The organism is Streptomyces sp. CLCI03 (genome assembly GCF_053615355.1).
The window spans coordinates 4,824,386-4,838,377 of the sequence record NZ_CM132132.1 but is presented as its reverse complement, the minus strand read 5'-3'; the positions used below and the strand labels follow the sequence as shown (position 1 = coordinate 4,838,377).

The following is a 13,992-nucleotide window of genomic DNA, read 5'->3' as shown; positions in this document are numbered from 1 at the left end:
AGGTCCCGGACCGGCATTCCCCCGAACGACCGTGAGCCTCTACTCGCTCGCGATCGCGTTCAGTACGTTCATCCGTCCTGCCCGGAAGGCCGGGACCAGTGCGGCGAACAGGCCCACGAAGGCCGAGGCGGCGAACACCCCGAGGATCGTCGGCCACGGGATCTCCAGCACCTTCAGGCCCTGGAGCGCCAGGAGCTGTTGGGCGCCGATCCCCCAGGCCATGCCCAGGCCGAGGCCGAGCAGGGCGCCGAAGAGGGCGATGACCACCGACTCCAGGCGGATCATGCGGCGCAGCTGGCGGCGGGAGAGGCCGATGGCGCGCATCAGGCCGATCTCACGGGTCCGCTCGACCACCGAGAGGGCCAGGGTGTTCACGACGCCCAGGACCGCGACGATGATCGCGAGGCCGAGGAGGCCGTAGACCATGTTCAGCAGCTGGCCGACCTGGTCCTTGAGCGCCTGCTTGTAGTCGGTCTGGTTGCGCACCTTGTACTGCGGGTACTCGGCCATCGCCGTCTTGACCGACCCGTAGGCGGCGTCCGACTGCCCGTCCTGGGCGCTGGCCAGCAGCATGAAGGGAAGCGGCAGCTTGTCGGCCGGGACGTTCGCCCGGGCCGTCTCGGTGCTGATGTACTTCATGCCCTTGTCGAGGTTGCCCTCGTCGCTGGTGATCCCGGCGACCTTCAGCTTGACCGTGTTGCCGCCGGTGAAGGCGACCGTCAGCTCGTCTCCGACCTTGACGCCGTGCTTCGTGGCGTACTCGGAACCGACCGACATCGCGTTGGCCCCGTACGCCGCGGCGTGCTCGCCGGCGACCATCTTGCGCCGGATGTCCTTGGCGTACGTCGGGTCGGTGGCGCCGAGCCCGTCCTCCTCGGAGGTGCCGTCGGGGGCCGTGATCCTGGCCGCGACCTCGCGGTAGGCGGTGACGTGGTCGAGGCCCTTGGTGGCGCGCAGCGTCTGCTCGGCCTGCGGCAGGACGGGCTGACCGGTCTCGGAGTTGACGATGTAGTCCGCGCCGACCGACTTGTCGAGCTCATCGGTGGCGGAGGCCACCATCGAGGAGCCGACCACCGACAGGCAGGCGACCAGCGCGAGGCCGATCATCAGCGCGGCGGCGGTGGCACCGGTGCGGCGCGGGTTGCGCAGGGCGTTGCGCTCGGCGAGCCGGCCCACGGACCCGAAGGGCCGCAGCACCACTCCGGAGAGCACCCGCACCACGCCCGCGGCGAGCAGCGGGCCGATCACGATGAAACCGATGAGGGTGAAGACGACGCCCAGGGCCAGCCAGAGCGATCCGGGTCCGGCCTTCTCGGCGGCCGTGGCGAGGTAGAGACCGGCGCCGCCGATGCCCGTGAGGACCAGACCGAGGACGGCGCGGACCACGCCGGCCTTCTTGTCGCCCGGCGTGCCGGACTCGCGCAGCGCGGCCATCGGGGAGACCTTGCCGGCCCGGCGGGCCGGGATGAAGGCGGAGACGACGGTCACGACGACGCCGAGGACGACGCCGATGACCGGAGTGGTCCAGGCGACCGTCAGGTCGTCCGTCGACAGGTGCATGCCCATGGACCCCATGAGCTGCATCAGGCCGATGGCGAGCCCCACACCCGCGCCGACGCCCAGGATCGAGCCGACGACGCCGAGCAGGAAGGCCTCGACGACCACGGACTTCAGGACCTGCCCGCTGTCGGCGCCGATGGCGCGCATCAGGCCGATCTCGCGGGTGCGCTGGGCGACCAGCATCGAGAAGGTGTTGAAGATCAGGAAGATGCCGACGAGGAAGGCGATCCCGGCGAAGCCGAGCATCACGTACTTCATGACGTTCAGGAAGGAGCCGACGTCCTTGCGGTTGGCGTCCGCCGCCTCCTTGGCGGTCTGCAGCTTGTAGGTGTCCGTGCCGACGGCCTTCGCGATGTTCTGCTTGAGCTGCTCGTCGCTCACCCCGTCCTTGGCGGTGACGTTGACGTGCGTGAAGGCGCCCGGGGAGCCGAGCAGCGCCTGCTGCGAGGTGGCGGTGTCGAAGTAGACGATCGCCGCGCCCGGGTTGGTCACGGTGAAGGTGGCGATACCGCTGATCTTCGCGCGGGTGTCGCCGGTGATGGCGATGGTGCGCAGTTCGTCACCGAGCTTCAGGTGGTGCTTCTCGGCGGTGTCGGCGTCGACCATCACCTCGGTCGGGCCGCGCGGCGCGTTGCCCGAGGTGATCTTCATGGACTTGAGCTCGTTGTCGCTCCAGTTGCCCGCGATGGTCGGGGCGCCGGTGGTCGAGCCCATGTTCTCGTTCTTGGCGTTGACGACCGTGACGGACATCGACACGACGCCGCCCTCGGCGCTCTTGACGCCCTCGACCTTGCGCACCTGCTCGACGGCCGAGCCGGCCAGCGTCTCGGGGCGGCCGCGGTCCGAGGTCTCCTCCCCCGCCTTCGCCTCCTTCGGCGTGACGGTCACATCGGAGTTGGTGACGGCGAAGAGCTTGTCGAAGGTGGTGTTCATGGTGTCGGTGAACACCAGGGTGCCGCAGACGAAGGCGACGGAGAGCATGACGGCGACGGCGGAGAGCGCCATCCGCCCCTTGTGGGCGATGAAGTTGCGTCGCGAGGTCTTCAGGACGGTGTTGCTCACGAGGTCCGCCCGCGTGCGTCGAAGTCCTTCATGCGGTCGAGAACCTGGTCGGCGGTGGGGCCGTGCATCTCGTCGACGATCTTGCCGTCGGCCAGGAAGATGACCCGGTCCGCGTAGGAGGCCGCCACCGGGTCGTGCGTGACCATGACAATCGTCTGGCCGAGCTCGTCCACCGAGCGGCGCAGGAAGCCGAGGACCTCGGCGCCCGCCCGGGAGTCCAGGTTTCCGGTCGGCTCGTCACCGAAGATGATCTGCGGGCGGGCGGCGAGGGCGCGGGCGACCGCCACGCGCTGCTGCTGGCCGCCGGAGAGCTCGGTCGGGCGGTGCTTGAGCCGGCCCGCGAGGCCCACGGTCTCCACGACCCGGTTGAGCCACTCCGCGTCGGGCTTGCGGCCCGCGATGTCCATGGGGAGCGTGATGTTCTCCAGGGCGTTGAGCGTGGGCAGCAGGTTGAAGGCCTGGAAGATGAAGCCGATCCGGTCGCGGCGCAGCTGCGTGAGCTTCTTGTCCTTCAGCCCGGTGATCTCGGTGTCGTCCAGGTGGATCTGGCCGCTGGTCACCGTGTCGAGACCGGCGAGGCAGTGCATCAGCGTGGACTTGCCGGAGCCGGAGGGGCCCATGATCGCGGTGAACTGGCCGCTCATGATGTCGACGTCGACCTCGGCGAGGGCGACGACGCGCGTCTCCCCGGAGCCGTAGGCCTTGACGACCTTGCGTGCCCGGGCCGCGACGGCAGCATGCCCTCCAGTACCCCCGTGCCTGGTTTCGGTCATAGCCGTTGTCACGGTCTTTCTCCCTCTTCGAATGCGTACGTCTGCGTCGGTGCCTGCGTCGCCGTCATGAAGTCTCCGCCGGGCGGAAGCTCGGCGCGCTGGTGCCCATCGCCGTATCCGCCCGGGGGTTAACCCCACCCCCCGGCCTTGTTGTGCGTAGGTTCCAGTCAAGACCGCGTAAGGGCCGCTCACCTCCTCCGCCGGGAGGAACGGCCCCTGGCCCGTAGTGCGGAGGGACCCTTAGGGGATCTGCACCCTTCGGCGTACGGACCCTGAGGGATACCGCCCTGCAGGTGGCGGTGAGATGGTGTTCCCCGGAGTTACGTGCAGGGGGAAGGAATCTCGGTGGCATCGGCGGAGAGCACGGGCGCGGGCCCGGACGGCACACCCTCGGGGCCCGCGGCCGACACCCCCGTTCCGGCCGGGAGCGCGACCGGCGCCGCCGCCGCGGACAAGCCGGCCGCGCGGCCGCCGACCCCGGTGGTCGCCTCCCTGATGCTCGGCATGGCCCTCGTGGCCCTGGACAGCACCATCGTGGCCACCGCCGTCCCGCAGATCGTGGGCGACCTCGGCGGGTTCTCCGTCTTCTCCTGGCTCTTCTCCGGCTACCTGCTCGCGGTGACCGTCACCCTGCCCGTCTACGGGAAGCTGTCCGACACCTTCGGCCGCAAGCCGGTCCTGCTCTTCGGCATCGGCCTCTTCCTCGTCGGTTCGCTGCTGTGCGCGTCCGCCTGGAACATGGCCGCCCTCATCGCCTTCCGCATCGTCCAGGGCTTGGGCGGCGGCGCCCTCCAGGGCACGATCCAAACGCTTGCCGCCGACCTCTACCCGCTCAAGGAACGCCCCCGGATCCAGGCCCGGATGTCCAGCGTCTGGGCCACCTCGGCCGTGGCCGGCCCGGCGCTCGGCGGGCTGCTGGCCTCGTACGCGCACTGGCGTTGGATCTTCCTGATCAACCTGCCGCTGGCCGGCCTCGCCCTGTGGATGATCGCCCGTCACCTGACCGAGCCCGTACGGTCGCCCGGCCGCCGGGGACCGGTCGACTGGGCGGGAGCGCTGGCCGTCTTCGCCTGCGGCGGGCTGCTGCTCTTCGCACTCGTCCAGGGCGGCGTCGCCTGGCCCTGGCTGTCCGCGCCCTCGCTCGGGCTGCTCAGCGGGAGCGCGCTGCTGGCCGCCGTCGTGGTCCGGGTGGAACGCCGGGCCGAGGAACCGATTCTGCCCGGCTGGGTGTGGCGCCGGCGCACCATCGCCGCCGTCAATCTGGCCATGGGGGCGCTCGGCCTGCTGATGGTCGCCCCGATGGTCTTCATGCCGACCTACGCGCAGTCCGTACTCGGCCTCGGCCCCGTCGGCGCCGGCCTGGTCATGTCGGTGATGACCCTGAGCTGGCCCGTCACCGCCGCCTGCAGCCAACACGTCTACCGGCGCATCGGCTTCCGCGACACCGCGGCCGTCGGGATCGCGCTCGCCGCACTGATCCTGTTCTCCTTCACCCTGCTGCCCTATCCGGCCCGACCCTGGCAGCCCGCACTGATCATGCTGCTGCTGGGCGGCGCCCTCGGCCTCTTCCAGCTCCCACTGATCGTCGGGGTCCAGTCCACCGTGGGCTGGGCCGAGCGCGGGACCACCACCGCCTCGGTGCTGTTCTGCCGGCAGGTCGGCCAGAGCGTGGGCGCCGCCCTGCTCGCGGCCGTGGCCAACGCCACTTTCGCCGCGCGCCTGACGGACGCCCCCGTCTCCGGCCTGCCGGAGCACCTGGACGACGTGGCGAAGGCACTGGACCGACCGGAGCTGCTGCCGGCCGCCGCCGCCGACCACCTGCGCGAGGCGGTGGCCGCCGCCGTGGAGCACATCTTCCTCGGCGCCACGGCCGCCGCCGTGGCCGCGCTGCTGGTCCTGCTGCTGGTGGCCCCGCGACGCTTCCCCGTCCTGCCGGAACTGCGCGAGGAGGATTAGGGGTACGCGGAAAGTCGCCTTGTCATGGCCGGGCCAGTGGGTAACCCTCGTGCCAGGACCGTTTCCGGGGGGACGACGACATGGCATCCGCACTCTGCGCACTCGCGTTACTGGCCGCGCTGGCCGGCCCGATCTGCCTGCGGCTCGGCCGCGACCCGGGCTTCGTCACCGGCCGCGACGGCCGCCTCTCCACGTCGATCGTGCTCGCCCTCGCCTGGACGGTGATCCTGGTCTGGCTGCTGCTGGCGATCCTCGGCTACGGGCTCACCGCGGGCGGCGGCGTCGCGTACTTCCGGGGCGCCGTCGGCCCGCTGTCCACCCTGACGACGGTGTACCTGCCGCTGCTCGGCGGCCCGTACGTGGCCCTGATCGCCGCGAAGGCGGTCGTCGGCCTGCGCGTGGAGCACGGCAGCATGGCCAAGCCCGCCGCGAAGCCGACGGAGTCGGGCCGGCGGCCGCTGCGGGAGCTGATCGCGAACGACAGCGGGCGCACCGACCTCGTGGACCTCCAGTACGTCGTCCTCAGCGCGGTCACCATGCTGTACGTGGTGCTGTTCTTCCTCGCGGACGTGGGCGGCGGACTGCCGCGCCTGCCCGCCGAGATGTGGGCCCTGACCGGCGCCCCGGCGGGCGCGTACCTGGTCAACAAGATGGCCGTGCGCCCCAACCCGGTGATCACGAACGTCGCCCTGGAGGACGGCCGGCTGACGGTCGAGGGCGGCGGTTTCACCCCGGTCCCGACGGGCCCGCCGACCCTCCTCACCGTCGACGACACCCCGCTCCCGACCGGGACCGACCCGCTGACGGGCGCCCTGACCGCCACCCTCCCGGCCCCGGGCACACCTCCGTTCACGGTGGTCGTCACGGCTCGCGGCCTCCGCAGCGACCCGTACCGCTACGAGCCCGCGCCGAAGCCCCCCGTCCCGGTCCCGGCCCAGCAGCGACCGACGGCCTGACCGGCTAGTCCCCCTTGTGGCGGGCGTAGTAGCGGGCCACCCGGGCCCGGTTCCCGCAGACCGACGCCACGCACCAGCGGCGTCGCGGGTGCGCCGGCAGGAACAGCAGCACGCAGTCGTGGGCCTCGCACCCGCGCACCTGCCCCACCCGGGGGTCCGTCAGCAGTTCCGCGACCGCCTCGGCCAACTCCGCCGCGAGCCGCCGGGCCGGATCCGCCGGCCGCTGCGCGTCGGCGGCGAGCCCACCCTCCTCGGTCCAGGCCAGCACCCGGTGCGCGGGCGCCGCGGCCAGGGCCTCGTTCAGCACGGCGAGCGCCCCGGCCGGGGGCCGCTCGCCGCGCCGCACGGCGTCGAGCGCCGGGCGCGCGGCCGCCCGTAGGGCCCGGACCGCGGCCACCTCCCCCTCCCCCACGACGTCGACGGGGGTCAGCCGCCCGGCCTGCGCGGCCAGCCAGGCCGTGAGCCCCGCCGGGTCGGCGACGAGGTCGCCCACCGAGGCCTCGGTGTTGAGGAGGTCCAGCGCGAGGGGCTCACCGATGAGCGGAAAGGTCACTGTCACGCCACTAATGCTACTGCAACCACTTGACCCATTAGCGATCATCGGCAAAGCTAATGGAAACAAGGACGCAGGAGGCATGTGATGACCGCTCGTCGCACCATTCCCACCATCCGGCACCGCACCGTCGAGGTGGACGGGGTCCGCGTCGCCTACCGCGAGAGCGGCCCCGCCGACGGCCCCGTCCTGCTGCTCCTGCACGGCTTCCCCACCGCCTCGCACCAGTTCGCCCGCCTGATGGACGCCCTCGGCGACACCCCGTACCGCCTGATCGCCCCCGACCACCCCGGCTTCGGCCGCACCGAGGCGCCAGCCGGATTCACGTACACCTTCGACCGGCTCGCGGACATCACGGAGGGCTTCACCGACGCCCTCGGCCTGGACCGCTTCGCCCTGTACGTCTTCGACTTCGGCGCCCCGATCGGCCTGCGGATCGCCGCACGCCGGCCGGAGCGGGTGACCGGGCTGATCGTCCAGAACGGCAACGCCTACGAGGAGGGCCTCTCGGACGCGGCCCGCGCGTTCACCGGGCTCCGGCGCGAGGTCCCCGGCGACGAGGAGCGCGTCCGAGGGCTCTTCACCTTGGACGGCACCCGCTTCCAGTACGAGACCGGCGTCGCCGACACCGACCTCCTCTCCCCCGACAGCTGGACCCTCGACGTGCGCCACCTCGGCCTGCCGGGCCGCGCCGACGCCCAGGCCGACCTCGCCTTCGACTACGCCTCGAACTTCGCCCACTACCCCGCCTGGCAGGCCTGGCTGCGCACCGCCCGGATCCCGGTCCTGGTCGTCTGGGGCGCGGGCGACCCCTTCTTCACCCCGGCGGGCGCGAAGGCCTACCTCCGCGACGCCCCGGACGCCGAGGTCCACGTCTTCGAGGGCGCGGGCCACTTCGCCCTGGAGACCCACCTCCCGCGGATCGCCCCGCTGATCGAGGACTTCCTGACCCAGCTCCGCCCGACGGTCACCGCCGCGTACTGAGTGCGCGGTCCGGTCTCGTTCCTGGCGGCGGACACGCCCTAGCCCTCCGCCGGGGCCCGACCCGTCAGTGCCGCCAGGCTGGATCGGACGTGGTTCATGTGCGCCCGCATCTCCTCCGCCGCCTCCCCGTGCTCCCGCAGGATCCCCCGCGTCTCCCGCCCGATCCGTTCCTCCGCCACCCGCGCCTGCGCGACCAGCTCGGCCGCCCGGGCCTCCGCGTCCTCCTGCCCGTGCCGCGCCGACTCCTCCGCCTCGGCGAAATCGCGGCGCGCCTCCGCCAGCCGGGCCTCGGCGTACCGCTCCAGCTCCGCGTGGCGCGCCTCCAGATCCGCCTCCCGCGCCGCGAGTTCCCGCTCCGCCGCCTCCCGGCGCTCCGTCTGCTCCTGCTCGCGCTCCGACCGCTCCGCCTCCGCCCGCCGCCGCGTCTCCGCCAGCGCGGCCGTCGCCTGCGCCCGCCACGCCGCCGCGTCCTCCATCGCCCCCGCCCGCGCGTCGTCCGCCTCGCGCTGCGCCCGCAACAGCCCCTGCCGGGCCCGGACCTCCGTCTGCTCGCGCACCGCCTCCGCGTCGTTCCGCGCGAGCTCCGCCGCCCGGTCGGCGCGTGCCTCGGCCGCGCCCATCGTCGCCGCCGCGTCCACCCGCGCGTCCGTCCGTACGGCGTCCGCCTCTTCCTCGGCCAGCAGCAGGATCCGGCGGGCCCGCTCGCTCAGCTCGTCGTACGTCTGCGGAGCCAGCGCGGAGACCGCCTCGCGCAGCCTCGCCGCCTCCGCCTCCATCTGCTTGGCCAGGACCGTCAGCCGTGCCACCCGCTCCCAGGCCTCGTCCCGGCTCCCGGAGAGCCGGGCGAGGTACCGGTCGACCTCTTCCATGCGGTAGCCACGACCGCGCACGGTCGCAATGGGTGCACTCATCCTGGATGCGCCTCTCTCGCGGGGATTCCCGTCAAGGATGCGCCATTTGATCCCAGAAGCCGGAATGGCCGGGCCGAGACCCTGTTCGAAGGTCCCGACCCGGCCACCCGACCGATCACACATTCACACGGTCAGCCGATCAGAGCAGCCCGTCCCACATCTGCTCCAGCAGCACCGACCACCAGCTCTCCGGCGAGGCCAGCGCCGCACTGTCGAGTCCGGCCAGATTCGCCTGGAAATCGACGGTCCAGCGCCCCGCCTGTTCCGGCGTCAGATGCTGGCGCAGCCGCCACATGTGACCCAGCATCGCGAGGGACCGTACGAACTGCGGCAGGCTCGAATTCACGAACTGCGGCGGTACGGGAGCGCCTCCCGGGCCGCCTTCGACCGGCACCGCCACGATGTGCGCGGTCCCGTACTGCACGCACAGCGCCTTGCCGAAGTCGCTGCCGACGACGAGGTACGAGCCCGCGTCCGAGGCCGGCTGCACCTGCCGCTGCTGAGCCAGCTCGGCCAGCGTCGGCACCGGCTGGCCCGGCACCGCCTGCGCCCAGAAGAACGGCCCGAAATCGACGGGCAGACCGGACCACATCAGCGTCTGCGCCACGATCTCCGGCACACCCTGCCGGGACACCGCCCGCTGGTCGAAGCGGAACACGCCCTGCGGACCGAAGGCCGCCGTCAGCTCCTGCGCGATCGCCTCCAGCGGGATCGCCGGCTGCAGCGGAACCTGCGGCAGCGGCGCACGTACCGGCGCGGGGCGTGCCGGACCGTCCGCCACCTGGTGCAGCTCGCCCTGGTGGGTGAGCAGATGCCGCATGCCCTGCTGCCGGCCCGCGTGGTCCTGGCCGTACGGGGCGACGCTCGTGATCCGCACCTGCGGCCAGGTCTCCCGGATCATCCGGGCGCAGTAACCGCCGGGCAGCTCGCAGGACTCCAGCTCGGTGTGCAGCTCCAGCACCTGCTGCGGCGGCACGTTCATGGCGCGCAGCTCGTAGAGGATCTGCCATTCCGGGTGCGGGGTACCGGGCGCCGAGCGGCGGATGAGCTGCTGCTCGGAGCCGTCGGGCGCGCGGTAGCGGAGCACGGCCTGGTATCCGGGACCGACGGTGGGCGCACCGGTCGGTACGGGAGGCTGCGCCGCGCCGGGACCGGGACCACCGGGCACGCCGGGCGGCGGGCCGGGGGGCCCGGGCGGCTGCACCATGGCGGGGCCGGCCAGCATCGTGGCGGCATGGTCGATCCCGCCACCGGGAGCACCGGGAGCACCGGGGGCACCGGGCGGCTGCGGTACGCCGGGACCCGCGAGCATGGTGGCGGCGTGATGGGCCCCGCCACCAGGAGCGCCAGGAGCCCCGGGCGGGCCGGGAGGCGCCGGCGGCTGACCGGTGACGGCCGGACCGGCCAGCATCGTCGCCGCATGGTCCAGCCCACGCCCCAACGACCCCGGAGCCCCGGGCGGACCGGGAGGACCGGGAGGCTGAGGCGCGCCCGCCCCGGGAGCACCGGGGGGGCCGGGAGGCGCCGGCGGCTGACCGGTGACGGCCGGACCGGCCAGCATCGTCGCGGCATGGTCGAGCCCACGCCCCAACGACCCGGGGGTCCCGGGCGGACCGGGAGGAGCCGGCGGCTGACCCGCACCCGGAGCACCGGGCGGACCGGGCGGACCGGGCGGCTGCGGAACACCGGGGCCGGCCAGCATGGTGGCGGCGTGGTGCGCCCCGCCGGGCGCGCCGGGCGGACCCGGCGGCGTCGACGGGCGGGAGATCTGGGCCTTGCTGGTCGGCGCGTCCGCGATGTCGCTCGCCGACGAACCACCCGCCGGACCGCCCTGCGAACCGCCCTCCGCGTCGCCCGGCGAACCCAGCGCCGGTACGACCGCGGTCCTCGGCAGTTGGCTGCCGCCCGGCATCAGCGTGGTCTTCGCCTCCGGGGCCACCCCGGACGACGGCGCGTCCTCCAGGTCCGACCCGGACAGCGGCGGCGCGAACACGGTCGCGGGAAGCGGTACGGACGCGTCGTCCGAACCGGAGTTCACATCGGTGCCCGCCCAGGGCGTGGCACCGATCGGCACCGCGGCCGGAGCCGGGGGCGTCGCCGGAACCCCGTCGTTGGCCGTGGGCTCGTAGGGGATCTCGCCCCCGCGTCGCAGCGGCACGGCCTCGACGGGCGCCGGCGCCGCGGGAGCCGATGCGGGCTCGGGCTCGGGCTCGGGCCCGGGCCCGGCCACGAGGTCCACGGGCGCGGCCGGAGCCGGCGCGGCCGTCGACCTCGGCGCGATGCCCGCCCGGTCCGCGGCCTCCTGCAGCCACTCCGGCGGGCTCAGCATGAACGAGGTCTGCTCCGAGTCGATCCGCGGCGGCGGCACCGAGGCCTCCGACGCGGCCACGGCCACGGCCCCGTACTCCTCCTCGTACCGGCGGATCACCTCGCCCACCGGCAGTCCCGGCCACAGCGTCACCTCCCCGCTGTCCCGGGCGATGACCAGCCGCTGCCGCCCACCACCGGACACGGGACCGGCCGCGCGGTCCTCCGCCCACACCACGAACCCGAGCCCGAACTCCCGTACGCGCACCTCTCGGTGCTGGTACGCGGGCACGTCCCCGTTGATCCATTCCTCGGCGCGCTCCTGCGCCTGCGCAAACGTCACCATCGCGCGCTCACCCCTCCACCGGTGCCGAACCCGACACCGGAACCGAACGTGCGAATCCGCCGTCCACCATCAGACCGGCCACCGTCTCCAGCTCCGGCGGGTTACCGGCCAGCCGTTCGAGAAAGGCGTCGAAATCTGCACCGCAGGGCAGCAACAACCGCTCCACGCGCTCCTGGACCGACCAGCCGTCCCGGTCGCGGGCGTCGTCGTACGGGGAGAACCACACCGAGCCGATGCCCTCACCCTTGACCTTCAGCGCGAGCAGCCCGCCCTGGACGAAGGCCACGCACAGGTAGTCCTTCGTCAGGTGGTCGCGCAGACACTTGTTGACGTAGACGAGGTCGTTGATCGCCGCCTCCTCACGCACCGTGAAGAACGGCTGGTCCACCAGCAGGCCGAGGTCCACGTCCAGCCCCGCGCCGACCGGTGCGCAGCCGCCCGCGGCCTTCAGGAACGAGCGGTACGCCTCCGGCAGCCGGTAGCCGAGGTCCTCCTCGACGCCCTGGACCTGCTCCTCGGCGACCGACACCACCGACTTCGGCAGCCCCAGGTGCGCGGGGCGCACCTCCTGGAGCGGCCGAGTGCCGCGCTTCTCGTGGTCCACCGGCGCCGTCGCCAGGCCCGCGTGATGCCGCAGCAGCGCCTTCACCTCGACCGGGACCAGCTCCATGCGCCGCGAACCGGCCACGTGGTGCCAGGTCCAGCCGTGCGGGGTCGCCACCGGCCCGACCGTGTCCCACAGCTCGTGCCCGGCGGCTTTCATCGCCGCGTTCGCGGACACGTAGTCCGTCAGTCGCAGTTCGTCCACGCCGAAGCCCTCCGGCGGTTCGGCGATCTCCACGGCCGCGCGCGCGTAGGCGGAGAAGTCCGGATGCCCATTGCCGTCCATCCGCACCCCGTGGGGATGCCGAGCGGCCCGGACCGGGTCCGGGAAATGCACGACCTGCCCCGAGTAAGCGGCGTTGGGTGGCGCGGCCTGCTGCCCGAGCCGACCTGTCGTCATGGCGGTAGCCCCCTGCTGGATCTGGCTGGTTCACCACAGCCTATGCGCTGGGGCAAGAGCCTCACCCGCGCCCGACCGGCGCACCCGCCCGAGGGCCAGGAACATCCGAATTGATACGAATATTCGACCCCGCTTCCGCATGACAGGTGACATTTGACAGGCTGTCCCCGCAGCACGGGGGCGTGAGCGACAGCGGTCACCACCGCCGCCACGGGAGGGAAAGCGCGACCATGCACAACACGGCAACACGTACAGAATCCGGCGACACCACGCCGGACGCACCAGGCACACCGGGCGCTCCCGGCGCCGCGGGCCCGACCGGCGAGGCCGCCGGTCCCGCCGGCGACCCCCGCCTGCGCTGGAGCAGCACCGACGGCCGCCCCGCCGTGCCCGTCCTGCGCTTCCGCCGGGACGGCATCCTCCCCACCGTCGCCGCCGCCCTCTCCGTACGCGGCGAAACCCTCACCGGCACCGCCGGCAAGGCCGACCAGCCGCCCACGCTCCACCCGCTCGTCCAGGACTTCCTCGACACCCTCACCAGCGGCCAGCGCGAACGTTTCACCGGCCGATGTCCGGAGGCGATCCTGCTCTCCCGCCACCTGACCGCCGTCGAGGGCGCCCGCTCGCGCCGCGCCTCCCGCAAGCCCCTCTCGCCGAGCGAGGCCCGCCGCTCCCTCAAGCACGCGAAGATCACCGCGCGGCGCATCCGCGAGGACGGCGACCCCCTCCACGGCAGCTACGCGGCGCCCTGCCGGTCCTGCGACGCACTCCTCGCCCACTTCGGCGTACGCTCCGTCGACCTCACCCCCTCCGAGTAGCCATGACAGCCGCCTCCGCCTCCTACGACCGCTCCTCGGCCACCCGTTTCCCGGTCGCCGTGGACTCCGCCCTGCGCACCGCCGGCTGGGAACCCGGCCGGTGGGACATCAAACAGGCCGAGTACTGGGCCGACGCCCTGCGGGACCACACCACGCCCGCCGGACACCGGCACACCGTCTTCCCCGCCGCCGTCGAGGCGTGGGCCGAGTTCGGCGGCCTGACGGTCGCCGGGCAGGGCCCCGGCCGCCAGATCGCCCCCACGGCCGTCAGGATCGACCCGCTCACCGGACTGCACCTCGCGCGCACCTTCGCCGACCTGGGCCGGGCCCTGTCGACCCAGCTCTGCCCGCTGGGCGTCGAGGCCGACGGCGGCTCCCACCTCGGGATCGACCGCGAGGGCCGTGTCTACGGCATCGACCACACCGGCGACTGGTACCTCGGCTCCGACCTCGACGAGGCCCTCACCCTCCTCCTGACGGGCCTCCAGCCGACCCGCCTCACCACCTAGCCGGTGCGGCGCCGCTGCGGGGGCTCCGGCCGATCGGTGGTTCCGGGGCTCCGCCCCGGACCCCGCGCCTCAAGCGCCGGCGGGGCTGGGTGGTGTGGGGCGGTGCCCCGCCGGAGTGTCTCCTCGGCTCGCGCGGTACTGCCTTTCTCGGCTGTTCGCGGGGGTGCGCGCTCGTCCTGCGGGGACACTCCGCCGTGTCCCCGCCCCACGGCAGGACTTCGACAGTGCCCCCCGAAGCCGCCCCGACGCGTGGG

General features: G+C 73.2%; 11 protein-coding genes. 5 read left to right on the top strand and 6 right to left on the bottom strand.

Annotated features, from left to right (window positions below; translation table 11 throughout):
* Window positions 1-39: 39 nt before the first annotated feature.
* Complete coding sequence (locus tag ACWG52_RS22415) at window positions 40-2,565, bottom strand: ABC transporter permease (RefSeq protein WP_389815653.1); 2,526 nt, start codon at window positions 2,563-2,565, stop codon at window positions 40-42.
* A gap of 53 nt (window positions 2,566-2,618) precedes the next feature.
* Window positions 2,619-3,395: an ABC transporter ATP-binding protein gene (locus ACWG52_RS22410; protein ID WP_389815622.1), complete on the bottom strand. Its 777-nt coding sequence runs from the start codon at window positions 3,393-3,395 to the stop codon at window positions 2,619-2,621.
* 345 nt (window positions 3,396-3,740) lie between these two features.
* On the opposite strand from ACWG52_RS22410, the gene ACWG52_RS22405 reads away from it, so the two are divergent.
* Both ACWG52_RS22405 and ACWG52_RS22400 read left to right on the top strand, forming a co-directional pair.
* Window positions 3,741-5,351 (top strand): MFS transporter, encoded by a 1,611-nt coding sequence (locus ACWG52_RS22405; protein WP_453125729.1) that lies wholly within the window; start codon window positions 3,741-3,743, stop codon window positions 5,349-5,351.
* Window positions 5,352-5,431: 80 nt separating this feature from the next.
* Window positions 5,432-6,307, top strand: coding sequence for a hypothetical protein (locus tag ACWG52_RS22400; RefSeq protein WP_453125728.1), 876 nt, complete (start codon window positions 5,432-5,434; stop codon window positions 6,305-6,307).
* A 4-nt stretch (window positions 6,308-6,311) separates the two neighbouring features.
* On the opposite strand, the gene ACWG52_RS22395 is transcribed toward ACWG52_RS22400, so the two are convergent.
* Window positions 6,312-6,866, bottom strand: a complete 555-nt coding sequence (locus ACWG52_RS22395; RefSeq protein WP_389815628.1) for a CGNR zinc finger domain-containing protein — start codon at window positions 6,864-6,866, stop codon at window positions 6,312-6,314.
* Between the two features lie 81 nt (window positions 6,867-6,947).
* On the opposite strand from ACWG52_RS22395, the gene ACWG52_RS22390 reads away from it, so the two are divergent.
* The gene (locus ACWG52_RS22390; protein WP_389815631.1) at window positions 6,948-7,844 is read left to right on the top strand and encodes an alpha/beta fold hydrolase; all 897 of its coding nucleotides are present in this window, start codon (window positions 6,948-6,950) and stop codon (window positions 7,842-7,844) included.
* 38 nt (window positions 7,845-7,882) lie between these two features.
* Here ACWG52_RS22390 and ACWG52_RS22385 read toward each other — a convergent pair whose 3' ends face one another.
* The 3 genes from ACWG52_RS22385 to ACWG52_RS22375 all read right to left on the bottom strand — a co-directional run bounded on the left by ACWG52_RS22385 (window position 7,883) and on the right by ACWG52_RS22375 (window position 12,411).
* Window positions 7,883-8,755 carry a coiled-coil domain-containing protein gene (locus ACWG52_RS22385; RefSeq protein ID WP_389815634.1) on the bottom strand — a complete coding sequence of 291 codons (873 nt, stop codon included), beginning with the start codon at window positions 8,753-8,755 and terminating at the stop codon, window positions 7,883-7,885.
* A 139-nt stretch (window positions 8,756-8,894) separates the two neighbouring features.
* The gene (locus tag ACWG52_RS22380; RefSeq protein ID WP_453125724.1) at window positions 8,895-11,408 is read right to left on the bottom strand and encodes an SUKH-4 family immunity protein; all 2,514 of its coding nucleotides are present in this window, start codon (window positions 11,406-11,408) and stop codon (window positions 8,895-8,897) included.
* A gap of 7 nt (window positions 11,409-11,415) precedes the next feature.
* A complete protein-coding gene (locus ACWG52_RS22375) occupies window positions 11,416-12,411 on the bottom strand; it encodes an SMI1/KNR4 family protein (RefSeq protein WP_390140705.1) in 996 nt (331 codons plus the stop codon).
* Between the two features lie 230 nt (window positions 12,412-12,641).
* On the opposite strand from ACWG52_RS22375, the gene ACWG52_RS22370 reads away from it, so the two are divergent.
* Complete coding sequence (locus ACWG52_RS22370) at window positions 12,642-13,229, top strand: YwqJ-related putative deaminase (RefSeq protein ID WP_237546034.1); 588 nt, start codon at window positions 12,642-12,644, stop codon at window positions 13,227-13,229.
* A gap of 2 nt (window positions 13,230-13,231) precedes the next feature.
* Window positions 13,232-13,738 carry an SUKH-3 domain-containing protein gene (locus ACWG52_RS22365; protein ID WP_389815641.1) on the top strand — a complete coding sequence of 169 codons (507 nt, stop codon included), beginning with the start codon at window positions 13,232-13,234 and terminating at the stop codon, window positions 13,736-13,738.
* The last annotated feature ends 254 nt before the right edge of the window (window positions 13,739-13,992 follow it).

Excerpts from the sequence above, each read along its gene's own strand:
- ACWG52_RS22390 (WP_389815631.1), top strand. The coding sequence starts at position 6,948 with ATGACCGCTCGTCGCACCATTCCCACCATCCGGCACCGCACCGTCGAG.
- ACWG52_RS22415 (WP_389815653.1), bottom strand. The coding sequence starts at position 2,565 with ATGGCGCTCTCCGCCGTCGCCGTCATGCTCTCCGTCGCCTTCGTCTGC.
- ACWG52_RS22410 (WP_389815622.1), bottom strand. The coding sequence starts at position 3,395 with ATGACCGAAACCAGGCACGGGGGTACTGGAGGGCATGCTGCCGTCGCG.
- ACWG52_RS22370 (WP_237546034.1), top strand. The coding sequence starts at position 12,642 with ATGCACAACACGGCAACACGTACAGAATCCGGCGACACCACGCCGGAC.
- ACWG52_RS22380 (WP_453125724.1), bottom strand. The coding sequence starts at position 11,408 with ATGGTGACGTTTGCGCAGGCGCAGGAGCGCGCCGAGGAATGGATCAAC.
- ACWG52_RS22400 (WP_453125728.1), top strand. The coding sequence starts at position 5,432 with ATGGCATCCGCACTCTGCGCACTCGCGTTACTGGCCGCGCTGGCCGGC.
- ACWG52_RS22365 (WP_389815641.1), top strand. The coding sequence starts at position 13,232 with ATGACAGCCGCCTCCGCCTCCTACGACCGCTCCTCGGCCACCCGTTTC.
- ACWG52_RS22385 (WP_389815634.1), bottom strand. The coding sequence starts at position 8,755 with ATGAGTGCACCCATTGCGACCGTGCGCGGTCGTGGCTACCGCATGGAA.
- ACWG52_RS22375 (WP_390140705.1), bottom strand. The coding sequence starts at position 12,411 with ATGACGACAGGTCGGCTCGGGCAGCAGGCCGCGCCACCCAACGCCGCT.